The sequence below is a fragment of the Croceicoccus sp. Ery5 genome (assembly GCF_020985325.1).
Lineage (GTDB): Bacteria > Pseudomonadota > Alphaproteobacteria > Sphingomonadales > Sphingomonadaceae > Croceicoccus.
The window spans coordinates 2,247,898-2,274,053 of record NZ_CP087587.1 but is presented as its reverse complement, the minus strand read 5'-3'; the positions used below and the strand labels follow the sequence as shown (position 1 = coordinate 2,274,053).

The following is a 26,156-nucleotide window of genomic DNA, read 5'->3' as shown; positions in this document are numbered from 1 at the left end:
CCGCTTTGTGAGATCAGGGCGGGGATCATGCCGGAGACCGCCCATGAAGAAAGCATTTGCCGCGACTGGGCTGGTCGTTGCGCCAATATTGCTGGCACAGGAACCGTTGGCCCCCGCCATCGACGGGCCGCCGACGGTAACCCCGGCGCCCGGGCGGGGCATCATACCCAGCGTCAGTGCGCATAGCGCCGCAATGCCGGTGCTATACGCTCTCGACGCGCAAACGGCCGAGCAGATATCCCCTCTCGTCCGGCGCCAGTATCTGGGCGGTTCGCAATCGACCTTCGTCAAATGGACGATCAAGGCAGGCGGGCATTTCCCCTTGCACCACCACGCGTACGAGCAGACGACATGGATCGTCAGCGGGCGATGCGATGTCTATTCGCAGGGGCAGCGGTTCGAGATGCGGGCGGGAATGGTGCTGGTGATACCGCCCAACGTGCCGCATGAATTCACATGTCCCGTCAACACGGTCGATATCGATTTCTTTGCACCGGCGCGGCAGGACTGGGCCGATGGCATTGCGTCGGTGGCGACGATTGATGTGACCGGACCAAAAGCACCGCAATGAGAGGCGACAGGCGTGCGTGCATTGTCTAAACAACGGCGATGCATGGCCCGAACCCGAACCGCAGGATCAACTGGGACGATCTTCGCCTGTTTCTGGAGATTGCCCGCGCCGGAACGCTGACCGCTGCCGCGGCAAGGCTGGATCTGAGCCAGCCAACTGCGGGCAGGCGACTGCGCGCGCTGGAAAAGGCTGTCGGTGCGCCATTGTTCCAGAGGACGCCATCGGGTCATCGCCTGACTGACGAGGGCGAGGCGATGCTGGCCCATGCCGAGAACATGGAAGGCGATGCCATCGCGCTGGAGCGCAAGCTGATGGGCGGCGAGGGCCGGCTGGAAGGCATGCTGCGGTTGAGCACGTCGGACTGGTTCGCCAATACGGTGCTTGCCACGCCGCTGGCCGGTTTCGCGCTGGACCATCCGGCAATGACGGTCGAGCTGGTCGTCGACTGGCGCATGTCCGATCTTCAGCGCCGCGAAGCCGATCTGGTGTTCCGCTTTGTTCCGTTCAACAGTTCCGAAGTCGTGCAGCGCAAGTTCACCCATGTCCGCTATGGCTTGTACGCCCATGCCGACTATCTGGCGCGCCATGGTGCGCCCCGCACGGATGACGGGGGCAAGGGGCATCGTCTGATCGGCCTGAACAGCGCCCTCGACAATGCAGCCGATGTGCAATGGCTGGGCCGCCAATACCCCGAAGCGCGCATGGTGCTGCGCAGCAACAGCCGCGAATGGCAGGGACGGACCTGCGCGGGGGGCGCGGGGCTTGCCGTGCTGCCGCGGGTGATCGGCGATGCCCTGCCGGTCGAAATGATCGCGAACGCAGAGCCGCCGGGCCGCGATATCTGGCTGGGCTATCACACCGATCTGCGGCGATTGCGCCGCCTGCGTGCGCTGGTCGATCATCTGGTCGGGGCAACGCCTGCACAAATATGATTGCAGCCCTATCAAACCCCACAGGCAGCATACCGTGGTAGGGGTGCCCAACGGGCGAAAACTGCGATATTTCAATCCTGCTGGCAATTCAGGCCAGGACGAGGAAATCGAGTGTCAGCCAGCCCGCTTGTAGCCATTGTCGACGATGACGAGGATATCCGTCATTCGCTGTGCGCCTTATTCGTCAGTAACGGTTACGCCGTGGCGACCTATGCCAGCGCCGATGCGTTCTGCGCGCGCGCGAATGCGCAAGAGGGTGGCGCAACGCCGGCCATGGTCATTACCGATCTGCATATGCCCGGCATGACAGGGCTGGAAATGATCAGGATGCTGCGCGGCGGGGGCAGCGAACTGCCCTTTGTTCTGGTCACCGCATTTGCAACCCCTGCGATCCGCTCTCTGGCGCGGCGTTATGGCGTTGTCGATGTCGTCGAAAAGCCTTTCAGGCCCCTGCGTCTGCTGGAACTGGTGCGCGAAACCGTGGGCTGAACCCTTATTCGCTAGATCCGGCGCGGTTCTTCGGCGATCAGCGAAAAGGTGAATTGCGCGCCGCCTTCGGGCCCGTTGCCGACTTTCAGGTCGCCGCCCATCGCCTCGATCGTCCAACGGCAGATTTGCAGCCCCATGCCGACGCCGTCGGGCTTGGTGGTGAAAAAGGGCTGGAAGATCGCATCGGCCAGATCGTCGGGAATGCCCGGCCCTGTGTCCGAAACGGTTGCGCGAACCATGTCACCGTCGGCGCGAAGGGCGATCCCGACGCGCGAATGTTCGATTCGCTGCCCTGCCATCGCGTCCAGCGCATTGACGATCAGATTGACGAGGACCTGCTGGATTTCGACGGGATCGCCTTCGACCCGGGGAATATCGCTGTCGCAATCGAGGTGCAGGCTCGCCTCTCGCGAGGCTGCATCGGGCGCAAGCAATTGCACGGTTTCGCGCGCAAGTTCGCACAGGTCGACCGAAGCGGCGGTCTGACTGCGCCCCGTGACCCTGCTGCGGGTTTTCTGGACGATTCCGGCAAGCCGCTGCGTGTTGCGCGACAGCCGGTCGAGCAGGCGAGCCATCAGGTCGCGATCAACTTTCGGCGCGTTCAACGCGCGCAAGCCTGTTTCGACATCGACCGACATCGATGCAATGGGCTGGTTCAGTTCGTGAGCCAGCGAAACCGAAAGCGCACCGACCGTCGCCACGCGGTTTGCGCGGGCCATTTCCTTTTGCGCCTGCAGCAAAAGCTCGTGCGCGCGCTCGCGCTCGGAAATATCGACCACGGTGCAAAAGGCGATGCCGGCGGGTGACAGGTTGATGGCATAGGCAATGGCCAGTTTCCGTCCTGCGCGGTCGCGGATCGTCGCGGTGCCGCCGATGCTTTCCTCGCCGCTGAAAATCGCTTCCAGTACGCGGATCAATATTGCGCGACCGCCCATCCGGTTTTCACCGGGTGAATGGCCCAGCAGTTCGCGGACGCTGTCGTCGTCAAAGCCCAGCATATCCCGGTATGTCCGGTTCAGGTCGAGCGTGCGGATCGATAGCAGCATGGCTTCGAATTCGTCCGGACGGGCCGCGAAATGGGCGTGGAAGTCGCGCAATCCATCGCCCCGCAATTTGTCGAGCGATTGTTTGGCACGGCTCAGATCGAGTTCGATGACGCCAATATTCCGGTCCTGAAACAGCGAGCGATAGCGCCATTCGCTTTGCATCAGCTCTTCGGTGCGTTCCTCGACCCTGCGTTCCAGCGTATGGTTGAGCTCGCGGATGGTTTCTTGCGCCTTGAACTGCGCATCGACATTGGCGCAGCCGCCGTACCAGCGATGGATGCGTCCCGTTTCCGGTATGCGATAGGGCGCGGCGACCCAATACATCCAGCAATAATCACCCGCGCGGCTGCGGACGCGGAAATAGGCGCGCATCTCGCTTTCGTCGCGATAGGCGGCGCGCATCTCTTCCAGAAATGCCTCGCGGTCGTCGGGGTGGATCGTGTCGGTCCAGTTCTGGTCGCGGATGGCCTGTTCGCGGGACACGCCGGTAAATTCGGTGAACTGGCGGCTAAGGAAGTAATAGCGCCCGTCGGGATAGGCCGCCCACAGCAATTGCGGCACGGAATCGGCGAAAATGCGCAGCTCTTCGCGGCTGTGCTCGACCTGTGCGCGCATCGCCTCGATATTGAAGCGGCTGGTCAGCAGGGCGCCGGTAATGGCCACCGCGACCAGTGCGAACAACAGGCGAAGGACGCTGCCGATATCGGGATCGTGCCAATGCACCAGCAGAAAGGACAGCACCGCAAGCCCGGCGCAAATGCCCATCCAGATGCGGATGACCAAAGGTGACTGGCCGATGCCGCCGATCAGCAGGACAAGTGCATAGAGAACCGCGATCGAAACGTCGAAGCCGGACCGCAAATCGACCGAATAAACGAACGCGGCCAAAGCAGCGGCAACGAACTGCCTGAGTATTACGGTGGTTCTGCCAGTCATGATCATCGTCACCCGATCGATCGCTGCGGCACTCATCACGTATTCTTTCGGTAATAGCAACGATGACCGCCATGCATGGATGCATGACGGTCATTCGTCACAGTATTGCGCCGAGGAAACGGCATGTTTCCGGCGGGTTTTTACGCTTTGATGAACGCAAGAATGTCCGGGTTGATCGTGTCGGCATGGGTAACGAACATCCCGTGCGGCCAGCCTTCGTAAACCTTCAGGCTGGCTTTGCGGATCAGCTTGGCCGACAGTTCCGCCGAATCCGCGATCGGCACGACCTGATCGTCGCTGCCGTGCATGACCAGCACCGGCACGTCGATCGCCTTCAGATCTTCGGTGAAATCGGTCTCGCTGAATGCCTTGATGCAGTCGTAATGGGCCTTGGCGCCGCCCATCATGCCTTGTCGCCACCAGTTGCGGACGATGGGTTCGATCGTTTCCGTGCCGGGCCGGTTAAAGCCATAGAAGGGGCCCGAAGCGACATCGTCGTAAAATTTGGCGCGATTGGCCGCGAGTGCCTGGCGGAAACCGTCGAACACTTCGATCGGCAGGCCGCCGGGATTGGCGGGGGTCTTCAACATGATCGGGGGGACCGCGCTGATCAGAACGGCCTTGGCGACGCGGCCCGGCTTCGCACGCGCGACATAGCGGGCAACCTCGCCCCCGCCGGTCGAATGACCGACATGGATTGCATTGCGCAAGTCGAGATGATCGGTCAGCGCGATCACGTCGGCAGCATAGGTGTCCATCTCGTTTCCGGTATCGGTCTGGCTCGACCGGCCGTGACCGCGGCGGTCATGGGCAATCACGCGAAAGCCCTTGCCCAGAAAATACAGCATCTGCGCGTCCCAGTCGTCGGCGCTGAGCGGCCAGCCATGGTGAAACATGATCGGCTGCGCGTTCTTGGGGCCCCAGTCCTTGTAGAAGATGCTGGTGCCGTCGGCAGTGGTAATGGTGCTCATGCGGATATCTCCTCGTTCGATGGCTTGGAAAAAGCCGGATGCTCCGGCGGGCGTAGCGGTCGCCATTGACAGCGCGCCGCCTGCGGCGAGACCCAGCAACAGGTCGCGCCGGTTCACGTCGAAAAGGGAATTGGGTTCGTTCATGCTTGTCTCCCTCTGCCTTATACTTCGGACAGGAACCGGTTGATTTCCGATGCGAATTCATCGGCATACTGAAACAGGAAGGCATGGCCCGCGTCGGGATAGAGGATCAGCTTCGCGGCGGGTGCCGATTGCGCGATCAGATAGGACCGAAAGGCGGGGATCATCACATCATGCACGCCATTGGCGACGAGCAGGGGCATCGCCAGATCTGCCAGGCGCTCGCGCACGCCCGTATCGGCGGCAATGGCTTTCAGCTGGCCGATGAAGCCGGGTCCGCTGACGGGCGGAACGGTCTGGCCTGCGCCGGCAAGGCGGCGCAGACAGTTCCGCCCGGCGGTCCTGCTCGTTTCGCTGTCGTGGAAGAACAGGAAGAGGAAATCGTCGGGCCCGTTGTGGGGATGCGCCATCACTTCGCGCACCTTGGGGTGCGGGGCAGGGCCCTCTGCCGCACCGCCGGGACCCGAACCTGCGATGATAACGCGGCGGAACCGATGCGGCGCCTGTAAAGCGGCGTGCTGCGCCACTATCCCGCCCAGCGACCAGCCCAGCAGGTCGGCGCGGCTTATCTGCAAGGCATCCAGAAAGGCGATGGCGACATGACCCATCGCCTCTATCGTCGGAGGGACGCTGCCGCCCGATCCGCCAATGCCCGCGCTGTCGAAGCGGATCACCCGCCTGTGTTCGGAAAGCGGGGCGAAGAAGGCAGGGTCCCAATCGTCGATCGTTCCGCGAAACCGCTGGCACAACAGCAGCGGCAGGCCATCACCCGCGCCGTCTTCGCGATAGGCGATCTGGCCGAATTCGGTCGGGACATAGCGCAAGTGGGACATGAACAGCTTTCCGGCGAGAGTTTTTCGCTGTCCCACAGATCGGCCTTTATACGCCGGCCCGCCATTATACGCTCGGCATCGCAGACCCACACCTTGGTAGGTTGCGCGCCCGACCGCGGCCTAAGCGGGCGCTGCTTCCGGCAACGGGTGGGCCATGAGGTGGCGGCGATACAGCATGGTCGCGGCAAAGGCTGACAGCCCGACCGCGATGGCGGGCAGAGAGGCCTCGGGCCCGAAAGCGCCGCCACTCCACCAGTCGGGAACACGGGCTGCGGGGTGGCTGACCAGCAGGCTTCCGCTGCCCTCGATCCCCGAAACGCGCGCGCCAAAGACCGCGCCCTGCATGAAGTTCCAGGCGGCATGGGCGCCGACCGACATCCACAGCCGTCCCGTAAGGACGTAGAAGCCGGCCAGCATCAACCCCGCTTCCACTGCGATGGCGACTGCCGCGAAGGGTGAGGCGTGATCGTTGCCGAGATGGGCGGCGCCAAAGGCGGCTGCAGAAAGCGCGAATGCCCAGCGCAAGCCGAACGCGCGGGCCAGCAGGCGGAAGATGATGGCGCGGGCCAGCAGTTCTTCCAGCAAGCCGGTGCCGATCGTTTCGCGCAGATCGTGTGGCCAGTCCGACCAGACACCGGCAGACACGACATAGGCGCCGCTAAGCCACAAAATGGCGAATATCAAGCCGAATAAAGCGCCGCCTGCGACCATTCCGGCCACCAGATCGCGCGGCAGGGCGCGCCACGAGAGCTCTTGCGGCACGTGCTTCTCGCCCAGGCGTACCAATCCGGCATAGGCCAGATAGGCCAGCGCGGTTGAAACGAAGGCCATTGCCAATCTGACACGGTCGTCGGGAAAAATCCCGTGCACGACGGATTGCAGCGACAGGATCGCGATCATCGCCGCCAATAGCGTCGCCATCCACCCCAGCGCCCGCAGCCAGCGCCAGCGACCGGCCCGCAGCACGCCGTCATCACCCGTTTCGAAACGATATCCCGTGCCGGTCATTACGCGCATACCCGCTGTCAGAACGATGTAATCACACTGCGCGCCACCGCGCCGTGTTTCAGATCCTGATAGGCGTCGTTGATTTCGGCAATATTGATCTCTTTCGAGATCAGATCGTCGAGATTGAAGCGGCCCTGCAGATAGAGTTCGGCAAACATGGGAACATCGTGGCGAATATTGCTCGATCCCATAAAGACGCCGCGGACCCCCACCTGCCGCACGATCAGGTCAAGGCCCTGAACCGCCATTTCGATGCCGGGACGGTGGAGGCCGATCAGATAGGCGCTGCCGCCTGTTCGGGCCATTTGCACGGCCTGCTGCGATGTCGGGACCAGCCCGATCACCTCGAACGCGTGGTTCACACCGCCTTCGGTGATTTCGCGGACCGCAGCGACAGCATCTCCTTCGCCCGCGCGGATAAAATCCGTCGCGCCAAAGCGGATGGCCAGCGCCTCTTTTTCCGCAGCGAGGTCGATGGCGATGATTTTCGACGCGCCCGCCAGCCGTGCGCCTGCGATGGCGTTCAGCCCCACGCCGCCCACACCGATTACCGCCACGCTGTCGCCGGGCTTCATGCCGGCCGTATTGATTACCGCGCCCGCACCGGTGATGACACTGCAACCCAGCAACGATGCCTGTGCAAAGGGCAGTTCATCGGGAACCCTTACCAGCTGGTTTTCATGCACGAGCGTGCGTTCGGCAAAGCCTGCCGTGCCCCATCCGGTAGTGACGGGCTGGCCCGCGCGGGTCAGTCGCTGCCCCTCTTCGCCCGCGCGCAGGGTTTCGTTCGGCTTTTCGCATTGATATGTCCGGCCCGACCGGCAGGCGTTGCAATGGCCGCATGACTGGATCAGCGATCCCACCACATGGTCGCCCACGGCGAAATCACGCACATCCGGCCCGGTTTCAAGCACGATTCCGGCCACTTCATGGCCCAGAACGGCGGGAAGCGGCGTGCCGAAATCGGCTTCGGCCAGATGCAGGTCGGAATGACACAGCCCGCAAGCCTTCACCTCGACCAGCACTTCGCGGCCCTTGGGGCGGTCGATCTCGATTTCCTCGATCTGGAACGTGCCGTCAAAGGCATTGAGGACTGCGGCTTTCATCGGGACTGCTCCTGCAAGATTGATGCGATTTCGCATGTTTCGCAAAAGCCTAATGACCGCACGGGCGGCCGCCCATCGCTACCCTCGTATAGGGTGGCCGCATATTGGTGTGTTTGCCGCGCCATATGCACCGCGCGCGGTTGCAGCGGCGGCGTATGATACACTCCAAGGTATAGGGCCAATCCGGCGCGCAGCCCGCCTATCATTGCGGCAAGCAAATCGGTATTTTGTATCGAGCGTGCACGAAACCGGTCCGCGCCGGTCCGTGCCGCCGGTCCATCAAGGGGGAAGAACGTTGAGCGTTGACCGGATCGTTTCGCCAGCAAAATCACAAACGGACGCAGCGGACGGTCCGGCGCCTGTCGTGTTGGTCGTCGACGACGATCGGGACATTCGCGACAGCCTGCGCGACCTGTTCGCATCGGTCGGGATCGAATCTGCGACCTATGAATCGACCCGCGAATTGCTGGATGCGGGTTTGCCCGACCGGCCCAGTTGCCTTGTCCTCGATCTGCGCCTGCCCGGATCGGGCGGTCTGGAGTTGCAGGAGCAACTGGCCGAGGCCGGTGCGGGTGTGCCCATCATTTTTATTACCGGCCATGCCGACGTCCCCACATCGGTACGCGCGATGAAGGCCGGTGCGGTCGATTTCCTTGCAAAGCCGTTCCGCGAACAGGAATTGCTCGACGCGGTGCATCAGGCGCTGCGCCACGACGAGGCGCGGCGGCATGAGGCGCGCGAGCTCGACGATCTGCGCAGGCTCGCCAGCGCGCTGACCCCGCGCGAGGTGGAAGTGGTGCAGGGTGTCGGGCGCGGTCTGCTCAACAAGCAGATCGCCTATGAGCTGGGGGTGACCGAAATCACCGTCAAAATGCATCGCAGCAGCGCAGGCCGCAAACTGAAGGCGCGGTCGGTGGCCGATATGGTTCGCAAGGTCGAGATGCTGGGGCTATGACCCGGCGTCCCGACCTTCGTCCGGTCAACCGGCGCGTTCGGCGCCGAAGGGCGGCGAACCGGCAGGCGAAACCGCGACCAGCTTGCGATTGACGAATTCGCCGATGCCCGGCTCGCCCAGTTCGCGGCCATAGCCCGATGCCTTGATCCCGCCGAACGGTAATTGCGGTGCCGACCATGTGGGATGGTTGACGAAGGTCATCCCCGCCTCAATCCGCAGGGCGAGGGCGGCACCGCGATCGGGATCGCCGGTAAACACCGCGCTGCCCAGCCCCAATCGCACATCATTGGCGATGGCCAGCGCTTCCTCTTCCGTATCGACGACGTGATAGGCCAGAACGGGACCGAAAATTTCCTCGGAATAGACCGGATTGTCGCGGTCCACGCCGGTCAGGATCGTGGGTTGCAGGTAAAAGCCGGGCCGGTCGATCCGGTTTCCGCCCAATGCGATTTGCGCGCCCGCGATCCTGGCACGACCGATCTGGTCGAGCAGGTCGTTCAGCGCCTTTTCGGACGAGACGGGGCCCAACATGGTCGCCGGATCCATCGGATCGCCGGGCTGCAAGGCACCCAGCGCATCGATCATTTCATTCAGAAACAGCGCGCCGCGTTCCCTGCCGACCACGATCATGCGCTTGGTCGCGACACAGCTTTGTCCGGTGTTGTTCATCCGGCCCGCCACGGCATTGGCGACCGTCGCTGCGACGGGGGCGTCGTCCAGCACGATCATCGGGTCCGACCCACCCAGTTCGAGCACCGATTTCTTCAACTTTGCCGCGGCCCGCATGGCGACCGATGCGCCCGCGCCCTCGCTGCCGGTCAGCGTGACGCCGCGCACGCGATCGTCGTCGATCAGCATCGCAACCTGACCGGTGCTGGCATAAAGATTGGTATAGACCCCCGCGGGTGCGCCCGCGCGGCGGAATATGTCGGCAATGGCCGCAGCGCATTGCGGCACATTGCTGGCGTGTTTCACCATCAGCACATTGCCCGCCATCAATTGCGGCCCAGCGACGCGGGCGATCTGATAGAACGGAAAATTCCACGGCTCCACCGCCAGCAATACGCCCAGCGGCAGGGTGTGAACGGTCGCTCCGTCATATCCCCGCACGGGCCTGGGGGCGAGCATGTCCGCCGCTTCCTGCGCGTAATAGGCAAGGATCGCAGCGGCGAGCTGCAATTCGCCCAGCGCATGGGTGTAAAGCTTGCCAACCTCGCGAACGGACAGCTGCGCAAGACGGTCGATCTCGGCGGTCATCAATTGCGATGCGCGGGCCATGATGGCGGCGCGGTCCGCGATGCTGCGGCGGGACCAGTCCTCGCGAAAGCAATGCTCTGCCTGCGCGAGGGCGGCCATGGTTTCATCGTCGGACAGGGTGGGAAAACCGGCCTCGACAATGCCTGTCGAAGGGTTGAGCGTGCGATAGGCCATGGTGCGACTTTCGTAACGGAGTTTCGGTTGGCGGTTATTGCCCCTGCGCACGCGAAGGCCCCGATCCGGACCGTCGGCAACGAAGGGCGATGAACCCGGCCCTTTGCCCGCGACCGGTATTGGCCACGGGCGGGGGTGTCGGGTTCGCAAAACGGCAGGAGCGGGGATTAAAAGCGGTAGGAAACGCCTGCCAGCGCCTGATGCCGGTCGAATTTTCCCGAACCGTCGCTGAGGTCGGTAAAGCGGTATTCCAGCCGGACGCTGACGTCGGGCATGATATATTTCTCGACACCGCCGCCGACCAGCCACGCGTCGCGGTCCGACGACGATGCAATTGTGCCGTCGGCATCGGTCAGGCTCGCGCGGACGCGGGCATTGGTGTAACCGCCGCGAATATAGGCAAGCGTGCCATCGGCCACGATATAGCCGGCCCGCGCCGACAGGCTGAGGCTGCGCTTGGGATCGAGCGAACTGATCGTATCGCGGCCCTTGCGGGTGATCCGGTCGTCCGCTGCAAAGCCGATGTCGCCCTCGACACCCAGAACGACCTTCGGGGCTACCCGGAAGTCATAGCCGATATAGCCGCCGCCTGCGAAGGAATCCTGCGACTTGTCGACGCTGATCCGGCCGACGCCCGAACCGACCGTGCCGACATCGTCCTCGTTCCAACCAAGCTGTACGCCCGCATAGGGGCCATCGAATTCCTCGGCCTGCGCAGCGCCCGCAGGGACCGCCGACGCCAGGGCAAGGGCAGCCAGATAAATCGACTTCATTTCATTTCTCCATTCGCAAGAGCCGGTTGGCTCGTCTGCGATGCAGGTAGAAGTCGCGGCGTCGTTTCGTTATTGTTCCGGAGTATCGGCAGGCCGAGCCCATGGGATGGTGGTTATGGCCGACGGTATGGGCTTGACCGGCGAAAGAAGGGATATGAAAGCCCGTCCGCATCCGGAAGGAGACGGGGCGGCCAACCCCGAAACCGCGCCGCCTAGTCCAGTGCGAGCCCGATCCGCAATCCGACCGACTGATCGGGTGCACCCTTCGACAGGCCTGCCGATCCGTAAACACCCAGCGACAGGCCGCTGCCGACCCATGCATTCAGCCCTGTTTGAACCCTCTGGTCGCTGGTGGCGACGGCGTCGGGGTTTTCGGCATAGCGGTAGGAAGCGTAAAGCTGCGCCTTGCCGCCCAGCCATGTCGCCACGCCACCTGTGGCGGCATAGCGGTCTTGCAGCGCAATGCCGTCCGGACTGCCGGGCAGCGTATAGCTGACGCTCGCAAAGGGGATGATCTTGTCCGACAGCGCTTTGGAAAGCTCTGCCCCGATGGTGTAATCGGTTTCGCCCGTGCCCAGGCCGTTTTCGGCCGTTGGCAGCTTGACCGATCCCGACAGCGACAGATTGACCGTTTCGACGGGCAGGGCATAGGCCGCGCCCAGTTCCAGATCGCCCCAACCCTTGCGGGTTACGCTGTCTGCGTCCGGCTGCGGCTGCGGCAAAAAGGGCAGGCCCAGCACATTGCCGGGAATGACATCGGCAGGCCCTTCGATCCGGTAAAAAGGGATCGCTGCGACCAGTCGCACACGCCCGATGGACATGCCCAGCCTGTTCGGGACCGACACAATCTCGATATCGGTACCGGTGCCGTAATCGCCGCTTTCATATTCGACGCTGCTCGAAACCTCCCAGCTTGGGCCGGTTTCGGATTGGGCCTGTTGCGCAAAGGCAGTGGCGGGAGTGCAGGCAAGCAGCAATATTATCGGGATACGCATGAAGATGGTCCGGTCAATGAATGGGCGCGATCGGTCCGGAAGGGGGCCATGACCCCCTCCCGGCCTCTCGGGGGGATGTGTTGGTGAACGGGCTGGCGCGGCCTATTCGGCGGGATGGTCGGCCGCGGTTTCGGTGGGCATGTCGGCAGCCTGTTCTTCGGCCAGCTGGCGCATTTCCGCTTCACCCATGGCCGATACCAGCGCATCGCCCTGCGCAGAGAAATTGCCGGCAGGAAGCTGCGCGGTCAGACCGTCCAGATCGACAAGCGCATATTCAACATAGCCGCGCGCATCGACGACGAGCTGGCTGACGGCCCCCAACGTCTGACCGTCGGTGCCGGTAACGGGCATGGCGGGTGTGATGGCGACACTGCCCGCTGCATTGGCGGCAGCGGAACCCGCGGCGGCAAGGCGATTTCCGGTCGCGGAAGCGGTGCTTCCTGCCATGATTTGCGCCGTAGCTGCCGTGTTGGTCGCCATCTGCGCGGTGCCATCGACCGCCGCACCGGCGGTTGGCGTGGGCGCGCTCAGCGTCGAGCCGATCTGGTCGGTTCCGACAAGCTGTGCGTTCACGCCGCCACTGGCCGAATCGCTGCTGCCGGCCGTCGCATTGCCGGTCAGCCCCGCCAGCGGCGTGTCCAGCATCTGCCCTGCGCTAACCGATGCGGCGGTATCGACGCTGCCATTGGCCGCGACGGAGCCGGTGCTGGCATCGACCGATTTGCTGCCCTGCACATTGGTGGAGGCGCTGGTCGCACCGCGCGTGGTGCCCCGCAGGCTGTCCGTCGGTGCACCCAAAGTGCTTCCAACCGCACCGCCGATGGCTCCGCCGCCGCCCAAAGTGCCACCAATGGCACCGCCAATGCCGCCGCTGCCGCCCAGCAATTGCGCATGGGCCGTGGCCGGTGCGGCAATGGCCAGAACGGCGATGGCGCCGGTAAGATAAAAACGCTTCATGATCGGGTCCTTTCCTATGCGGCAAGGGCGCCGTGCCCTGCTGCTTCGAAAGGAAAACGAACCCCGCTTCCGGTTTAATCCATGCGCCCCGAAATTTTTTGTCAGCGGGCACCCTTGCATGCGGCACAGACCAGTCCGCGCCCGTAGATCGCATCTTCGCCCGTGGCACCCAGATCGACCGCCTCTGCATCCAGAGCGCGTCGCCAGTCTTTCCCGTCCGCTTTCGCCCGTGCGATCCGCGCGGCCACAAGCGGTGTCGCAAAGGATGTGCCGCGCAGGCGCATCCGCTTACCCATGGCGTTCAGCCCGAAAATATCCGCACCCGGCGCGGCATAATCCAGATGCAGCGCCTTGCCCGCCTCTATCAGCGCGCGGCGTTTGCCATCCACCGCCGTCACCGCGACCACCCCGTCATAGGATGCGGGAAAGGCCGGAGGGGCGGCAGGCCCGTCATTGCCGACAGCGGCCACGATTACCACGCCCCTGGCCTGCGCAGCGCCAATGGCCCGTTCCAGCACCGCATTGCGCGGGCCGACAAGGCTGATCGTCACCACCTTGGTGCCACTGGCCGTCAGCCAGCCGATGGCCCTGGCAATCGCCAATGCGTTCCCGCCCGCCTTGTCGCTGCCATAGACATCGGCAGCGCGGATGCGTGTGACGCCCGATGCCGTCAACAGGGATGCGACCGCAGAGCCATGGTCAGCAGGCAATGGCGCGCCGGTGGCAAAACCGCGCAATTCGGTAACGGCATCACGCACGGGCGCGCTGTCGATCATGCCGACGGGGGTATCGGTTCCAATCGCGCCGGTTTGCGATGGCGCAGCGGCGCGGGTCGCGGCATGGCCGGCGGGAAAATGCAGATTGTCGGCGGCGATCTTTGCTTCGGGCATGATGCGCGCCAGAACCGTCTCCGCCTCCGCCAGTTCCATCGCGTCGGGCACACGCAACCGCGTGACGGCCATGTCCAGCCCGTCGATCATGTCCCTCGACACAATGGTGAAACCCGCCTGCCGCGCAGCCTCCAGCGTCGTATCGTCCGCATCCAGCACCAGCAATTCACCGCGCCGTGCGGGGGCGCCCTGCCGGTCCGCCTCTATGCTTTGCCGGTTATCGCGCAGCAGGCGGTTAATCGAACGGACCCGCTGGCGGGCCAGCCCCTCTATCTCGCGCTGCACATCCTGCGCGGCGCGGTCGACGCCATCCAGCGTCTGCCCGACAACCGGCCCGACTACTGGCCCGATCACCGGCACCGGCAAGGACGTTTGGGGCATCGGGGCCGAAGGCAGGCCGATCTGCGCAGCGGCAGGCGCGGCCAGCACCATTGCCGCCGCCATAAAAGAAAGGGAAAACATTCGCATCGCTATCCCGCCTATCCAACAAAACGCATTAAGCATGGATGAAACGCGCCGCGCCGTTCGTTTAATGCATGGAAGGCAAAGACACTGAGCACATCGTTCGATACCGAATTGCTGGCCATGCTGCCACGGCTGCGACGTTTCGCCGCCGGGCTGGCCGGTAATGCTGCGGACGGTGACGATCTTTGCCAGATGTCGATAGAGCGCGCGCTGGCGAACCGGCAGCAATGGAGCGAAGGCACGCGGCTCGATAGCTGGATGTACCGGATCTTGCGAAATATCTGGATCGACGAAGGGCGCAGGAATGCGCGCCGTCTGCAAACATTCGTGGCAGAGGAAGCCGGCGCGGCCACCGGCGGCGACGGCGCGCAGGAAGCGGCGGTCGAACTGTCGCATGTCGACCGCGCGATGCAGCGCCTGCCCGAAGACCAGCGCGAGGCAGTGCTGCTCGTGATGGTCGAAGGCTATGCCTATAAGGAAGCGGCAGAGATCGTCGGTTGTCCCGTCGGCACGCTCAATTCGCGGCTGGTGCGCGGGCGCGATGCGTTGATGGCCATGTTGGGAGAGAGCGCATGACAATCACCCCCGAGGAAATCGCCGCCTATGCCGATGGCGAGCTGACGGGCGAGCGCAAGGCCGCGGTAGAGGCCGCCATGCTGGCCGATCCCGAAATCATGCGCAGCATCGAAAGCCACAAATCGCTGAAATCCATACTGTCCGCGCATTATGCCCCCGTCGCGGCAGAGCCGGTGCCGGATCGATTGGCGGCCATGCTGGCAAAGCCGGAAGCCGAAGTGGTCGATCTGACCGCGAAACGCACGCAGCGTGCCGCGGCATCATCGCGCCATTTCCCCCGCTGGGGCTGGATCGCGGGGCCTGCGCTGGCAGCATCGCTGGTGCTGGCGGTGACCTGGTCCGCGCCGGATGGTGCCGGTGATGGCTATGTCGGTGGCGATTATGCCGGTGCGCAGCTTGCAGGTGTGCTCGAGACCGCTTTGGCAGGGCAGCAACCGGCTTCTGCGGATACGCGCATCCTCTTGTCTTTTCGCAATGGCGCTGGCGAATATTGCCGCGCATTCAACGGCAGCGCAGCGTCGGGCATCGCCTGCCGCGACGGACAGGGCTGGAAGCTGGAGCATTCCGGCAAAGGCTTGGCCGGCGCGGCGGAAGCCGGAGGGGAAAGCGATTACCGCATGGCCGGTTCGGACGACGGTGCCGTTCTGGCGATGGCGCAAGACATGGCGGCGGGACCGGCCCTTGATGCCGAGGGGGAGGCGAGGGCGCGCGAGCAAGGCTGGATCGGACTGGCCCACACGGAGACGAACCGCTAAGGCTTGCACGTACCATCCTTGCCGATGACAGGGGCCGCAATCGTGACCATGCAACAAAAGCTGCGGGCCTGTTTGGTGATCGGCTTGCTGGCCTGTGGCGCGGGTTTCACCGGAACGGGCATCGCGCAGGAACAGCAGGATATCGGAGCTGCTGACGAGCTCGATTCGGTCACCGCCGCGGGCCTCGACCCCGGGCATGAGGGCGGTTCGGACAGCGACCGCGTGATCGTTCCGGTGCCATTCGTCACGCCGCAACTAGGTGCGGGCCTCGCGGTGGCGGGGGCGTGGTTCTATCAGCCGGACAGCAAATCGCGCCCCTGGGCCAGCGGGGTCGGCGCGCTTTATACCTCGAACGGCAGCCGGGGTCTGGCCGGGTTGCACAAGATGTCGCTCGATCAGGACCGGATCAGACTGGATATTCTGGCCGGCTATGGCGAAATCCATAACCGCTATTACGCGGTCGAAACCGATGACCAATGGGTCGAAACAAAGGAAAAGACCCTTATCGCATCGGCCACGGGACGGGTCCGCATCGGTGAGGAAATCTTCGTCGGGGGCAGGGCGCGTTTTCTGTCCAAGGATTCGCGTCCGCGCGATCAATCCGATCCGCCGCCGGATTTCGGCCAGAGCGAGTTCGAGAGCGATGCCGGCTTTCTGCAGCTGAGCCCGATCTTCACCTATGACACGACGGCCGATGCCTTTGCCCCGCGCAAGGGATCGATCCTGAATGCGCAATGGACATTCGCCATACCGGTTCGCGGCGGGGATTCGCATTACAACAAGAAGCAGGCCTATGCCCGGCATTACATCCCGGGAAAGGGGCGAAGTTCCGCCGCGTTCCAGATCAAGGGGTGTTCGGCCACGGATCAGGCTCCTTTCTTCGACCTCTGTTCAGTCGGGCTGCGCGGATATTCCAGTGGCCGGTTCCGCGACCTGTCCAGCTGGTCGGTGGAAGGCGAATGGCGTCAGCCTGTATCGCGCAGCTTCGGTGTGGTGGGTTTTGCGGGGCTGGGGGCGACGGGTCCGGGATTCGGCAACGCACTGGGCGGTAAGGTCCTGCCTGCGGTGGGTGCAGGCGTGCGTTATCTGGCGGCGGAAGACTATGGCATCAACCTGCGCGTGGACGGCGCGGTCGGGCGCGACAGCAGCGCCGTCTATGTGTCTATCGGAGAGGCTTTTTGAAATGCCGACAGGCCATATTGCCGCACGACTTGCGCGCTATTTCGCTTATTCACCGCAATTCGTCGTGGCTTGATGGAAAAACAGGTGCAAGCCGCTTGATTCCGGACGCTTAGTGTGATTCTGCTGTAAGTCATGAACGAAGGGGCACATCACGCACGCGGCGAGCCGAAGGGCGACCAGAGCCTGGTCAGGCGCGGGCGTCGCATTGCCCCGCAGCCGCGTGCGCGCAAGCGCAGCATCGGCCAGATCGCGGCCGGTGTCGGCATCGTCGCTTTCGCGGCGCTGGCGCTTGTCGGACCCACCGGCGTCAGCGCATGGGCGGATTCGCGGCAAAAGCTGGAGCACCGCGAGGCGGAGCTTGCGCAATTGCAGGCAGAACGCGACCGTATCGCCAATCGCGTCGAATTGCTCGATCCCGATAATGCGGACCCCGATCTGGTGGGCGAATTGCTGCGCAACAATCTGAACGTCGCGCATCCGGACGAGATTGTCGTTCCGCGCGACTGAACCCGCCGGAATCGGGGGTTGTGCATTTTCTGCAACTGATCGCTCGACATGCTCATTTGGATTTGCGGGTCAATCGCTTGCACCCATCGCCCAAGTGATAATATAGCGTGCCCGCGAAATCAGGGCCTCCTCCCCATCAGCCCTGATGCGAGACGAGGATACCCGACTTGGCAGCCGATAGCGTAACGCCCCCGACTGACGATCCCGACTTCAAGCTCCACAGCCTGCAGGCAGCCTATGAAAAGGCCGGTTCCTACAAGGCGACGGATGAAGAGCTTATGTCTCTTTACGAGCAGATGCTGCTTATCCGCCGTTTTGAGGAGAAGGCCGGACAACTCTATGGCCTCGGCCTGATCGGTGGTTTCTGCCACCTTTATATCGGGCAGGAAGCTGTGGCGGTTGGCCTGCAATCGGCACTGGCCGAAGGCAAGGACAGCGTGATCACCGGTTACCGCGATCATGGCCACATGCTGGCCTATGGCATCGACCCCAAGATCATCATGGCCGAACTGACCGGACGTCAGGCGGGCATTTCGAAGGGCAAGGGCGGTTCGATGCACATGTTCAGCACCGAACATGCGTTTTACGGCGGCCACGGCATCGTCGGCGCGCAGGTGCCGCTGGGCGCGGGCCTCGCCTTTGCGCACAAATATCGCGAAGACGGCGGCGTGTGCCTTGCCTATTTCGGTGATGGCGCGGCCAACCAGGGCCAGGTTTACGAAACCTTCAACATGGCTGCCCTGTGGCAGCTTCCGATCATCTTCGTGATCGAGAATAACGGCTATGCGATGGGCACCAGCACGGTGCGTTCGTCGGCCGAAACCGAATTCCACCGTCGCGGCACGGCCTTCCGCATCCCCGGCATGGATGTCGACGGGATGAATGTGCTGGCCGTGCGCGGCGCGATCGAGGTGGCGCTGGACCATGTGCGTGGTGGTGGCGGTCCCGTGCTGATGGAGCTCAACACCTATCGCTATCGCGGCCACTCCATGTCCGATCCGGCGAAATATCGCACGCGTGAGGAAGTGCAGGAAATGCGCGAGAAGCACGACCCGATCGAGGCGGCCAAGGCCGAGCTGCTGAAACGCGGCGTTGACGAGGATACATTGAAAGAGCTTGAAAAGACCATTCGTTCGCAAGTGAACGAAGCCGCCGATTTCGCGGAAAGCTCGCCCGAGCCGGAGCCGTCCGAGCTCTACACCGACGTTCTGGTGGAGACCTACTGATGGCAACCGCGATCAAGATGCCCGCGCTTTCCCCGACCATGGAGGAAGGCACGCTGGCCAAATGGCTGGTGAAGGAAGGCGACAAGGTTTCGCCCGGCGACATTCTGGCCGAGATCGAAACCGACAAGGCAACGATGGAGTTCGAGTGCATCGATGAAGGCACCGTCGGTGCAATCACCGTTCCCGAGGGGACGGAGAACGTCAAGGTCGGCACCGTAATCGCGGTGCTGGACGGCGATGCCAGCGATGTCGGCGGCGATGCCGCACCTGCGCCTGCGCCCGCACCGACCGAGAACAGCGCCGAGGCGGCGCCCGCTCCGGCAGCGCCCAAGAAGGAGCCCGCTTCCGATCCGGAGATCGCGGAGGGCACCTCCATGACTTCGACCACTGTGCGGGAAGCTCTGCGCGACGCCATGGCCGAGGAAATGCGCGCCGATGACCGCGTTTTCGTCATGGGCGAGGAAGTGGCCGAGTATCAGGGCGCCTATAAGGTGACGCAGGGGCTGCTCGACGAATTCGGGCCTAAGCGGGTGATCGATACCCCGATTACCGAATATGGCTTTGCCGGCATCGGCACGGGCGCGGCCATGGGCGGTCTTCGCCCGATTGTCGAGTTCATGACGTTCAACTTCGCCATGCAGGCGATCGACCACATCATCAACTCGGCCGCCAAGACGAACTATATGTCGGGCGGCCAGATGCGCTGTCCGGTGGTGTTCCGTGGCCCCAATGGCGCGGCAAGCCGCGTCGGCGCGCAGCACAGCCAGAACTATGGCCCGTGGTATGCCAGCGTTCCCGGCCTTATCGTGATCGCTCCCTATGACAGCCGCGATGCCAAGGGCCTGATGAAGGCGGCAATCCGCTCGCCCGATCCGGTCGTGTTCCTCGAAAACGAATTGCTTTATGGCAAGAGCTTCGATGTGCCCGATACGGATGACTGGGTCCTGCCCATCGGCAAGGCGCGGATCATGCGCGAAGGGTCCGATGTAACCATCGTGTCCTACTCCATCGGTGTCGGTTTCGCATTGGAAGCGGCCGAAAAGCTGGCGGGCGAGGGGATCGATGCCGAGGTGATCGATCTGCGCACGCTGCGTCCGCTGGATACCGAAACGGTTCTGGCATCGCTTAAGAAGACGAACCGTCTGGTCGTTGCCGAAGAAGGCTATCCGACCTGCTCGATCGCCAGCGAAATCAGCGCCGTCTGCATGGAACAGGGCTTCGACTATCTCGACGCTCCGGTCCTGCGCGTCAGCGACGAAGATGTGCCGCTGCCCTATGCGGCGAACCTTGAAAAGCTTGCCCTGATCGATGCCGACCGCATCGTAAAGGCGGCGAAGAAAGTCTGCTACAAGGACTGAGCATGACGGGGCCGCGTGCCCCGTCCACTGCGGTTAGTGAAAAGAAAGGGCCCGCCGTTATGGCGGGCCCTTTTCGTTTGCGGGGCTGAAGAGAGGGTCAGCCGTTCGTGACGAAGATCGATTTCGTATAGGTCAGTTGCAGCGGGCCCATATTTGCAAAGGCCATGACGCTGGGGACCTTGTAATTCAGCTTCAGCTCGATCTCGCGCACGTTATCGATGGGCTGGGTGGCCGAATTTGTCGCGGTCGTTGCCAGCTTTGCACCGTCAAGCAGATAGGGTGCGCCGGTCGCCCGCGCATAGGCCAGCGTTTCCAGCTGCGTATTGGTGATCTTGTTGTCCCTTTGATATTCGACCGACATATAGCGGCTCATATCTCCGGCAACGCCGCTCAGCGCGTTCTGCGCCTGCATATACAGGCCGATCTGCATGACGCCGAGCAGCATCATGATCAAGGCGGGCGCAAGGATCACGAATTCGATCGCGCTGGCCCCGCGATTATCGCGCCGGAACCGTACGATAAGGCTGATAAGAGTTCGCGCCATGATTTATCCGATCTGGACCGACTTCTCGACCCGGTATTGCAGTTCCTCGCCAATGCCGAAATCGTTCCAAACGGGCGTGTATTTGTCGCGCAGCAGGAAAACGACGAAGCGTTCCGCATTGGGCGAATCGGTGCAGCCGGTGTCGGCCTTTTTGAATGTTTTCGAATTGCCGCAGCGATAGCGGGTCAGGACATAGCCGACATCGTTCTTCGTCTCGTCCGGCTCGACGTCCGAACCGATGGCGCTGGTATCCAGCCCGGTATCATCCTCGATCGCGGCGGCAAGTTGCTGCATCACGACCGACAGTTCCGCCTCGTCCTTGGGATGGGCGGCCATCATGATTTCGGCCGCCTTGGACGCCGCATTCTGCAATTCGTGCTGGCGCTTGACCATATTGGCCACTTCCACGCCGCCCAGGCTCATCAGGATCAGCACGGGCGCGACAAAGGCGGTCTCGATCAGCGCGGAGCCGCGCGTGTCGTTCCGGAAGCGGCGAAGAAAGAAGCCCGGTCCCATCATGCCACCAGCGAGACATTGCCATAGATGATGGTGGTCGGATGGTTCGGCGGATCGGGGCACCAGCTGGTCATCTTCAGCGTGCCGGTCAGATTTACCTTGTTGGCAACGAGCAAAAGGCAAGCGTTTGCAACGTCTGCGGTGCCGGACAGGTCCAGCTTGTTGATCTTGGTATAGATCGCGCCGTTCAGATAGGTATTGCTGTTGCCGTTCAGAATCGAACCCTTGCCCTCGCCATTGTCGGGGCTTTCGAAAATCAGCATGGTATTGATCTTGTGGGCTTCCTCGGAGCTATAGCCCAGATCCATCAGCGTTTCTTCGGTCATGCCGGTCAGGTTGATGTCTGCGCCGCCATTGATCTTGAAGTCTGCGCCGTCCTCCAGCACGAACATCACTTCGCCCGCGCTGGTGGCCGTGTAATTGCCGTTGATCGTCAGCGTACCGCCGCGAATGAAATAGACGCCGCCCTTGAACACGGTGTCACAGCCAAGCGACAGCCCGCCCTCGTAAACGCCCGGATAGGCGGTGCCGAGTTCGAGCGGTTCGGTGTGCGCGTTGTTATATTCGTCAATGACCTTTTTGGTCTTGCCGGTCGATTTGCAGACATAGGTGCCCGCGGCCACGCCATCGCTCGACGGCGGGTCGACACCTTCGAAGGGGTCGGCCAGATTGGTCGCGCCTTCGATGATCGTGTCGCCGTTCGCCTTGGCCTTTTCCTCGAGCGAGTCGCTGACGGTGCCCGCCGTCGCGATCGAGCCGGCCTTGATTTCATAGCTGTTGCCATTGTCGTCGATGGCATCTTCGCCCGTCCAGCCCAAACAGGTGCCGCCGCTGTCATACCCGCCGGTGCAGACCTTCGACGAATTCGACAGTGCCGCGATGCCGCATTGGGCGGTGAAGACCGCGTTGCCGCCGATGGTGACGGTGCCCGCATCCTCCTTGTCGACGGCGATCAGGCAGCTGTTGATCGTCGCGCCGCCGCTAAAGGCGGCCTGGCTCGACACATTGACCGTCGTCGCGCCCTTGGTGAAGAACGAGGTGAAGGGCAGGCGCTTGGTCGCGCTGGAGGTGACGATTACCGAATTGCCCACGCCGCCCGCATAATTGGCCAGCTTGACGACCGGATCGGTGTTGAAATCGGCCGTGATCTGCTCGTTCACGGCAAAGGCGTTCTTGGCACGGTCGCTCATTTTGGCAGTGCTGCCGCTGTCCAGCACTTCCCATGCCGCCGCGATGGCAGCCTGATCGTTGGCGAATTGCAGTTCGCGTTTCCACAGATAGAATTGTGCGAAATCGATGGCCATGCCGCCGCCGCCGATCACCATCGGCATGGCGAACGCGACCAGCATGGTGGCGTTACCCTTGCGGTCGCTCAAAAAGCGGCGCGTGCCGGTGCTGGCTGCGCAGGACTTCAATGCGCTGGCAAAGCGCGTCAGGCGTTTGCGTCCGGTCGTGATGCTCGTCATAAGCGCGCGGGCTCCCTGCTGAAAAGGTCCGACTCACTGCGGGCGGAGACGGAGCGTTCAGTTAATTTCATGACAAGTAGCGCGGCTCTGGTAAGCACGATCCGAAGAAAGATGGTAAACCAAAACTTAACCGAGAATAGCGCGCAAGATCAGGGCGATATTTTTGCAAGTTCCGACGGTTTTGCAGCTGAGGGTGACCTGCCGCCGCCCTGGCAGCTTGCGCTTGCCTATGCACCCGCCAGCGCCAGGGACCAGTGGAGGGCGCTGTTGATTCTGGACCGGCGGCTTGCGCGGATCGTGGCGCAGGCAAGCGAGCCGATGCTGGCGCAGATCAGGCTGGCATGGTGGCGCGAGATGTTCGGTCGTCCGGTCGCGGACTGGCCTGTGGGAGAGCCCTTGCTGGCGCGACTGACAGCATGGGGCGAAGAATGTTCCTCTCTGGCGGCACTGGCCGACGGGTGGGAAGCGATGGTCGGCGATGCGCCATTGCCCGCCACAGCCTTTGCAGCCTTGTCCGACGGTCGCGCGCGGGCGATGGCGGGGCTGGCACATGTGACGGGCAGCGGGACCGCCCGGCCGGTCGTTCAGAGCCATGCCTATCGCTGGTCGCTGGCAGATATCGCGATCCATCTGGCCGATGAACAGGAACGGGCCCGCGTCATGGCGCTGCTGAAAGCGGCCGATCGCGCCGAGGGAAGTATGGACAAGGCGATGCGCCCGTTGAACGTGCTGCGCGTGATGGCAGAACGGGCGGCATCGGCGGCGCGGCCCATCGGCGGTGCGGGGGACTTTCTGGCTGCGATCAGGGCAGGCCTGACGGGTCGATAGCGTTCCCTTAACCCCGCGGGCCCTATGCGATTGCCGGATAGCGGGACGGAACGGATCGGACCGGAAAGGGCGTAGATGAATCGCATGGTATTGGGCGCTTTCGGCGCGCTTCTTCTGGTCGCCATCGGCTTGTTCTGGTGGCAGGGCAGGGCGGTCGAAAGCCCCGCCGCGCCGTTGCCGGAGGCCGAGGAAGCGGGCGCTGCCAAGCCCGATGCAGATGCGATCCCCGTGGCCGATGTCGGCGACATGCAAGGTCCGGCGCTTCCCACCGCAGTCGAAATGACGCGCGAGCAGGAGCGGTTCTTTCGCTATGACCGCAACCGCGACCTGGAAATCACGCGTAACGAAATGCTGTCGACCCGCGTCGCCGCCTTTCGCAAGCTGGACAAGGACGGCAACAACCTGCTGACGTTCGAGGAATGGGCCGTCACCACGGTCGACCGGTTCGAGAAGATGGACGCCGACCACAACCAGCGCCTGACGCCCGCCGAATTCGCCACCAGCGCGCCAAAGCGCACGGTCCGCAAGCCTGCCAGCAAATGTTCGTGCTGACCGGTCAGGCGGGTTCCGCCGCTTTGGCGGTGCCCAGCCATGCCGCCATGTCGCGTTTGGCGCGGTCGGTATAGGCGCGCTTGCGTTCCTTTTTCTTCACATCCTCGTCCGGCATGGGGAACAGGCCGAAATTCACATTCATTGGTTGATAGGTCTCGGCCTCGGCATCGCCGGTGATATGCGACAACAGGGCCCCCATCGCGGTCGTGCGCGGCGGCGAATGCCAGTCGCGTCCTGCCAGTTCGCTGGCCGCCATCATCCCTGCCATCAGCCCGACGGCCGCGCTTTCGACATAGCCTTCGCAGCCGGTGATCTGGCCCGCGAACCGGATATGCGGCACGGATTTCAGCCGGAGCTGCCGGTCGAGCAATATGGGAGAATTCAGGAAGGTGTTGCGGTGCAAACCGCCAAGGCGCGCGAATTCGGCATTTTCAAGCCCGGGTATCGTGCGGAACAATTCCTTTTGCGCGCCGTGCTTCAGCTTGGTCTGGAACCCGACCATGTTCCATAACGTACCCAGCATATTGTCCTGCCGCAGCTGCACGACGGCATAGGGCCAGCGGCCCTTGGGAAATTCGGGCGTGGCCGTGTGCGGATTGTCCAGCCCCACCGGCTTCATCGGACCAAAACGCAAAGTGTCCTCTCCACGCGCGGCCATCACCTCGATCGGCATGCAGCCTTCGAAATAGGGGGTGTTCGCTTCCCATTCCTTGAACTCGGTCTTTTCGCCATCCAGCAGGCCCTGCCGGAAGGCGAGATATTGCTCCTTGTTCATCGGACAATTGATGTAGTCTTTCGTATCGCCCTTGTCCCAGCGACTGGCCATCCAGCAGATATCCATGTCGACCGTGTCGCGATGGACGATGGGCGCGATGGCATCGAAAAAGGCAAGGCTGTCCGCACCCGTCGCCGCACCGATGCTTTGCGCAAGCGAAGCGGCGGTCAGCGGGCCGGTGGCGACAATCACATGCCCTTCGGCAGGCAAAACATCGATCCGTTCGCGCACGATGGTGACATTGGGCATTTCGGCCAGCGCCTTTTCGACATGGGCCGAAAATATGTCGCGATCCACTGCCAGTGCCGAACCGGCGGGCACCTGCGCCTCTGCCGCGGCGCGCATGATCAGCGAATCGCATTGCCGCATTTCGTAATGCAACAGCCCGACCGCGTTCGAGGTGTCGTCGTCCGAACGGAAGCTGTTCGAACAGACCAGCTCGGCCAGCCCGTCGGTGTGGTGGGCATCTGTGGTGGCGCCGCCGTCCGGCAGATTGGCCCCACGCATTTCGGACAGGCGAACATGGAAACCGCGCCGCGCCAGTTGCCAGGCCGCTTCGCTTCCTGCCAGGCCGCCGCCGATGATATGGATCTGTTGTGCATTTGTGGTCATGCGCGCCGGTTAGCGATTGCGCCCATGGCTTGGCAAATGCAATCAGGCGGCCCCGATGCAAGAAAACCGGCCTGATGGAGCCCAGATGGTAAAACGCGCCCTGATCGAACGCCGCCCCTGGCTGCTTTTGTCCATCGTTTCGGCCATCGTCTGGTGGCTGGCGATCGACGGAACGCAAACGCCCGGCGCCTATCAGCTGGTGTTAAAGGGCGTTCCGGTCGGATTGCTGGCGGTTTACGCCTGGCAGCGTTTGCTGGGCACCGACGGCACGCTGGTCGCGCTGACCATGCTGGTCGCGGCGATTGGCGATGCGCTGATCACTCTGGAATATGGCTGGGGCGGGCTGGTCCATGCGCTGTCGCAGCTGATCGTGATCGCGCTCTACTGGCGCAACCATCGGCCCGGTGTGAAACCGGCGGTGATGGCATCGGGTCTGGCTGCCGTGGTGGTCGCGCCCGTGCTGGCATGGTTTCTGATGGTGGGCGAAACAGGGCAGGGCGCGGTCGCTGCGTCGGCGGCATTGCTGGCGATCACGGCGGCCATGGCGTGGCTCAGCCGGTTTCCGCGCCAGCGTGTGGGGCTGGGGGCCCTGCTTTATCTGTTGTCGGAATTGCTGCTGATCGCGGTCGGCGCGCGACTGGTGGATCAGGGCGGCGCGCTGGAGCAGTCAGCCCGCGAACTGGTGTGGCCGCTGTATTATATCGGCCAGTTGCTGGTCACGACGGGCATCGTCACCACATTGCGCAACGAACGGCGATAG

At 63.1% G+C, this 26,156-nt stretch carries 27 protein-coding genes; 13 read left to right on the top strand and 14 right to left on the bottom strand.

Features of this window, described 5'->3' with window-relative positions; genetic code table 11:
* The first annotated feature begins 43 nt into the window (after positions 1-43).
* The 3 genes from LOZ74_RS10695 (at position 44) to LOZ74_RS10685 (ending at position 1,992) form a co-directional block, all read left to right on the top strand.
* Positions 44-571 carry a cupin domain-containing protein gene (locus tag LOZ74_RS10695; protein ID WP_230291204.1) on the top strand — a complete coding sequence of 176 codons (528 nt, stop codon included), beginning with the start codon at positions 44-46 and terminating at the stop codon, positions 569-571.
* Between the two features lie 38 nt (positions 572-609).
* Positions 610-1,503 (top strand): LysR family transcriptional regulator, encoded by an 894-nt coding sequence (locus tag LOZ74_RS10690; protein WP_230291203.1) that lies wholly within the window; start codon positions 610-612, stop codon positions 1,501-1,503.
* 111 nt (positions 1,504-1,614) lie between these two features.
* Complete coding sequence (locus tag LOZ74_RS10685; protein ID WP_230291202.1) at positions 1,615-1,992, top strand: response regulator transcription factor; 378 nt, start codon at positions 1,615-1,617, stop codon at positions 1,990-1,992.
* An 11-nt stretch (positions 1,993-2,003) separates the two neighbouring features.
* Here LOZ74_RS10685 and LOZ74_RS10680 read toward each other — a convergent pair whose 3' ends face one another.
* The 5 genes from LOZ74_RS10680 to LOZ74_RS10660 form a co-directional block, all read right to left on the bottom strand.
* Positions 2,004-3,974: an ATP-binding protein gene (locus LOZ74_RS10680; protein WP_230291201.1), complete on the bottom strand. Its 1,971-nt coding sequence runs from the start codon at positions 3,972-3,974 to the stop codon at positions 2,004-2,006.
* A gap of 140 nt (positions 3,975-4,114) precedes the next feature.
* Positions 4,115-4,945 (bottom strand): alpha/beta fold hydrolase, encoded by an 831-nt coding sequence (locus tag LOZ74_RS10675; RefSeq protein WP_230293873.1) that lies wholly within the window; start codon positions 4,943-4,945, stop codon positions 4,115-4,117.
* A gap of 161 nt (positions 4,946-5,106) precedes the next feature.
* A complete protein-coding gene (locus LOZ74_RS10670; protein WP_230291200.1) occupies positions 5,107-5,919 on the bottom strand; it encodes an alpha/beta fold hydrolase in 813 nt (270 codons plus the stop codon).
* Positions 5,920-6,039: 120 nt separating this feature from the next.
* On the bottom strand, positions 6,040-6,927 hold the full coding sequence (locus LOZ74_RS10665; RefSeq protein WP_230291199.1) for a CPBP family intramembrane glutamic endopeptidase: 888 nt from the start codon (positions 6,925-6,927) through the stop codon (positions 6,040-6,042).
* Positions 6,928-6,944: 17 nt separating this feature from the next.
* A complete protein-coding gene (locus LOZ74_RS10660) occupies positions 6,945-8,033 on the bottom strand; it encodes an alcohol dehydrogenase catalytic domain-containing protein (RefSeq protein ID WP_230291198.1) in 1,089 nt (362 codons plus the stop codon).
* 364 nt (positions 8,034-8,397) lie between these two features.
* On the opposite strand from LOZ74_RS10660, the gene LOZ74_RS10655 reads away from it, so the two are divergent.
* Positions 8,398-8,988: a response regulator transcription factor gene (locus tag LOZ74_RS10655; RefSeq protein ID WP_230291197.1), complete on the top strand. Its 591-nt coding sequence runs from the start codon at positions 8,398-8,400 to the stop codon at positions 8,986-8,988.
* Positions 8,989-9,012: 24 nt separating this feature from the next.
* Here the strand turns inward: LOZ74_RS10655 and LOZ74_RS10650 are convergent, their stop codons facing one another.
* The 5 genes from LOZ74_RS10650 to LOZ74_RS10630 all read right to left on the bottom strand — a co-directional run bounded on the left by LOZ74_RS10650 (position 9,013) and on the right by LOZ74_RS10630 (position 14,496).
* Positions 9,013-10,419 (bottom strand): aldehyde dehydrogenase family protein, encoded by a 1,407-nt coding sequence (locus tag LOZ74_RS10650; RefSeq protein ID WP_230291196.1) that lies wholly within the window; start codon positions 10,417-10,419, stop codon positions 9,013-9,015.
* A gap of 167 nt (positions 10,420-10,586) precedes the next feature.
* Complete coding sequence (locus tag LOZ74_RS10645) at positions 10,587-11,192, bottom strand: outer membrane protein (RefSeq protein WP_230291195.1); 606 nt, start codon at positions 11,190-11,192, stop codon at positions 10,587-10,589.
* Between the two features lie 212 nt (positions 11,193-11,404).
* Positions 11,405-12,187 (bottom strand): hypothetical protein, encoded by a 783-nt coding sequence (locus tag LOZ74_RS10640; RefSeq protein ID WP_230291194.1) that lies wholly within the window; start codon positions 12,185-12,187, stop codon positions 11,405-11,407.
* A 102-nt stretch (positions 12,188-12,289) separates the two neighbouring features.
* Positions 12,290-13,144 (bottom strand): hypothetical protein, encoded by an 855-nt coding sequence (locus LOZ74_RS10635; RefSeq protein ID WP_230291193.1) that lies wholly within the window; start codon positions 13,142-13,144, stop codon positions 12,290-12,292.
* A 101-nt stretch (positions 13,145-13,245) separates the two neighbouring features.
* Complete coding sequence (locus tag LOZ74_RS10630) at positions 13,246-14,496, bottom strand: S8 family serine peptidase (protein WP_230291192.1); 1,251 nt, start codon at positions 14,494-14,496, stop codon at positions 13,246-13,248.
* Positions 14,497-14,619: 123 nt separating this feature from the next.
* Here LOZ74_RS10630 and LOZ74_RS10625 point away from each other — a divergent pair, with 123 nt between their 5' ends.
* The 6 genes from LOZ74_RS10625 to LOZ74_RS10600 all read left to right on the top strand — a co-directional run bounded on the left by LOZ74_RS10625 (position 14,620) and on the right by LOZ74_RS10600 (position 20,103).
* Positions 14,620-15,075 (top strand): RNA polymerase sigma factor, encoded by a 456-nt coding sequence (locus tag LOZ74_RS10625; protein ID WP_230291191.1) that lies wholly within the window; start codon positions 14,620-14,622, stop codon positions 15,073-15,075.
* Positions 15,072-15,830, top strand: coding sequence for an anti-sigma factor (locus LOZ74_RS10620; protein WP_230291190.1), 759 nt, complete (start codon positions 15,072-15,074; stop codon positions 15,828-15,830). Before LOZ74_RS10625 ends, LOZ74_RS10620 begins: the two co-directional genes overlap by 4 nt.
* Before the next feature lie 48 nt (positions 15,831-15,878).
* Positions 15,879-17,012 (top strand): BamA/TamA family outer membrane protein, encoded by a 1,134-nt coding sequence (locus LOZ74_RS10615; RefSeq protein WP_230293872.1) that lies wholly within the window; start codon positions 15,879-15,881, stop codon positions 17,010-17,012.
* 132 nt (positions 17,013-17,144) lie between these two features.
* Positions 17,145-17,519, top strand: coding sequence for a septum formation initiator family protein (locus LOZ74_RS10610; protein WP_230291189.1), 375 nt, complete (start codon positions 17,145-17,147; stop codon positions 17,517-17,519).
* A 167-nt stretch (positions 17,520-17,686) separates the two neighbouring features.
* Entirely contained in the window at positions 17,687-18,745 is a 1,059-nt protein-coding gene (pdhA, locus tag LOZ74_RS10605; protein ID WP_230291188.1) for a pyruvate dehydrogenase (acetyl-transferring) E1 component subunit alpha, read from the top strand.
* Positions 18,745-20,103 (top strand): pyruvate dehydrogenase complex E1 component subunit beta, encoded by a 1,359-nt coding sequence (locus tag LOZ74_RS10600; RefSeq protein WP_230291187.1) that lies wholly within the window; start codon positions 18,745-18,747, stop codon positions 20,101-20,103. The genes pdhA and LOZ74_RS10600 overlap by 1 nt, the downstream gene beginning before the upstream one ends.
* Positions 20,104-20,200: 97 nt before the next feature.
* Here the strand turns inward: LOZ74_RS10600 and LOZ74_RS10595 are convergent, their stop codons facing one another.
* Genes LOZ74_RS10595 through LOZ74_RS10585 form a run of 3 tightly spaced genes read right to left on the bottom strand, consistent with a single transcriptional unit; the run spans position 20,201 to position 22,629 of the window.
* Positions 20,201-20,647 (bottom strand): TadE/TadG family type IV pilus assembly protein, encoded by a 447-nt coding sequence (locus LOZ74_RS10595; RefSeq protein WP_230291186.1) that lies wholly within the window; start codon positions 20,645-20,647, stop codon positions 20,201-20,203.
* Positions 20,648-20,650: 3 nt separating this feature from the next.
* Complete coding sequence (locus LOZ74_RS10590) at positions 20,651-21,166, bottom strand: TadE/TadG family type IV pilus assembly protein (protein ID WP_230291185.1); 516 nt, start codon at positions 21,164-21,166, stop codon at positions 20,651-20,653.
* The gene (locus LOZ74_RS10585; protein WP_230291184.1) at positions 21,163-22,629 is read right to left on the bottom strand and encodes a pilus assembly protein TadG-related protein; all 1,467 of its coding nucleotides are present in this window, start codon (positions 22,627-22,629) and stop codon (positions 21,163-21,165) included. Before LOZ74_RS10585 ends, LOZ74_RS10590 begins: the two co-directional genes overlap by 4 nt.
* Positions 22,630-22,740: 111 nt before the next feature.
* Between LOZ74_RS10585 and LOZ74_RS10580 the strand changes: the two genes are divergently transcribed.
* Positions 22,741-23,457, top strand: a complete 717-nt coding sequence (locus LOZ74_RS10580) for a hypothetical protein (protein WP_230291183.1) — start codon at positions 22,741-22,743, stop codon at positions 23,455-23,457.
* A gap of 75 nt (positions 23,458-23,532) precedes the next feature.
* Positions 23,533-24,009, top strand: coding sequence for an EF-hand domain-containing protein (locus tag LOZ74_RS10575; RefSeq protein WP_230291182.1), 477 nt, complete (start codon positions 23,533-23,535; stop codon positions 24,007-24,009).
* A 4-nt stretch (positions 24,010-24,013) separates the two neighbouring features.
* Here LOZ74_RS10575 and trmFO read toward each other — a convergent pair whose 3' ends face one another.
* Positions 24,014-25,396, bottom strand: a complete 1,383-nt coding sequence (trmFO, locus tag LOZ74_RS10570; RefSeq protein ID WP_230291181.1) for a methylenetetrahydrofolate--tRNA-(uracil(54)-C(5))-methyltransferase (FADH(2)-oxidizing) TrmFO — start codon at positions 25,394-25,396, stop codon at positions 24,014-24,016.
* An 85-nt stretch (positions 25,397-25,481) separates the two neighbouring features.
* On the opposite strand from trmFO, the gene LOZ74_RS10565 reads away from it, so the two are divergent.
* Positions 25,482-26,156: a lysoplasmalogenase family protein gene (locus tag LOZ74_RS10565; protein WP_230291180.1), complete on the top strand. Its 675-nt coding sequence runs from the start codon at positions 25,482-25,484 to the stop codon at positions 26,154-26,156.

Bases quoted from the DNA above. Each gene is read 5' to 3' on its own strand.
- LOZ74_RS10695 (WP_230291204.1), top strand. From the start codon at position 44: ATGAAGAAAGCATTTGCCGCGACTGGGCTGGTCGTTGCGCCAATATTG.
- LOZ74_RS10690 (WP_230291203.1), top strand. From the start codon at position 610: ATGCATGGCCCGAACCCGAACCGCAGGATCAACTGGGACGATCTTCGC.
- LOZ74_RS10680 (WP_230291201.1), bottom strand. From the start codon at position 3,974: ATGACTGGCAGAACCACCGTAATACTCAGGCAGTTCGTTGCCGCTGCT.
- LOZ74_RS10675 (WP_230293873.1), bottom strand. From the start codon at position 4,945: ATGAGCACCATTACCACTGCCGACGGCACCAGCATCTTCTACAAGGAC.
- LOZ74_RS10670 (WP_230291200.1), bottom strand. From the start codon at position 5,919: ATGTCCCACTTGCGCTATGTCCCGACCGAATTCGGCCAGATCGCCTAT.
- LOZ74_RS10665 (WP_230291199.1), bottom strand. From the start codon at position 6,927: ATGACCGGCACGGGATATCGTTTCGAAACGGGTGATGACGGCGTGCTG.
- LOZ74_RS10660 (WP_230291198.1), bottom strand. From the start codon at position 8,033: ATGAAAGCCGCAGTCCTCAATGCCTTTGACGGCACGTTCCAGATCGAG.
- LOZ74_RS10650 (WP_230291196.1), bottom strand. From the start codon at position 10,419: ATGGCCTATCGCACGCTCAACCCTTCGACAGGCATTGTCGAGGCCGGT.
- LOZ74_RS10645 (WP_230291195.1), bottom strand. From the start codon at position 11,192: ATGAAGTCGATTTATCTGGCTGCCCTTGCCCTGGCGTCGGCGGTCCCT.
- LOZ74_RS10640 (WP_230291194.1), bottom strand. From the start codon at position 12,187: ATGCGTATCCCGATAATATTGCTGCTTGCCTGCACTCCCGCCACTGCC.
- LOZ74_RS10635 (WP_230291193.1), bottom strand. From the start codon at position 13,144: ATGAAGCGTTTTTATCTTACCGGCGCCATCGCCGTTCTGGCCATTGCC.
- LOZ74_RS10630 (WP_230291192.1), bottom strand. From the start codon at position 14,496: ATGTTTTCCCTTTCTTTTATGGCGGCGGCAATGGTGCTGGCCGCGCCT.
- LOZ74_RS10625 (WP_230291191.1), top strand. From the start codon at position 14,620: ATGCTGCCACGGCTGCGACGTTTCGCCGCCGGGCTGGCCGGTAATGCT.
- LOZ74_RS10620 (WP_230291190.1), top strand. From the start codon at position 15,072: ATGACAATCACCCCCGAGGAAATCGCCGCCTATGCCGATGGCGAGCTG.
- LOZ74_RS10615 (WP_230293872.1), top strand. From the start codon at position 15,879: ATGCAACAAAAGCTGCGGGCCTGTTTGGTGATCGGCTTGCTGGCCTGT.
- LOZ74_RS10610 (WP_230291189.1), top strand. From the start codon at position 17,145: ATGAACGAAGGGGCACATCACGCACGCGGCGAGCCGAAGGGCGACCAG.
- LOZ74_RS10600 (WP_230291187.1), top strand. From the start codon at position 18,745: ATGGCAACCGCGATCAAGATGCCCGCGCTTTCCCCGACCATGGAGGAA.
- LOZ74_RS10595 (WP_230291186.1), bottom strand. From the start codon at position 20,647: ATGGCGCGAACTCTTATCAGCCTTATCGTACGGTTCCGGCGCGATAAT.
- LOZ74_RS10590 (WP_230291185.1), bottom strand. From the start codon at position 21,166: ATGATGGGACCGGGCTTCTTTCTTCGCCGCTTCCGGAACGACACGCGC.
- LOZ74_RS10585 (WP_230291184.1), bottom strand. From the start codon at position 22,629: ATGACGAGCATCACGACCGGACGCAAACGCCTGACGCGCTTTGCCAGC.
- LOZ74_RS10580 (WP_230291183.1), top strand. From the start codon at position 22,741: ATGGTAAACCAAAACTTAACCGAGAATAGCGCGCAAGATCAGGGCGAT.
- LOZ74_RS10575 (WP_230291182.1), top strand. From the start codon at position 23,533: ATGAATCGCATGGTATTGGGCGCTTTCGGCGCGCTTCTTCTGGTCGCC.
- trmFO (WP_230291181.1), bottom strand. From the start codon at position 25,396: ATGACCACAAATGCACAACAGATCCATATCATCGGCGGCGGCCTGGCA.
- LOZ74_RS10565 (WP_230291180.1), top strand. From the start codon at position 25,482: ATGGTAAAACGCGCCCTGATCGAACGCCGCCCCTGGCTGCTTTTGTCC.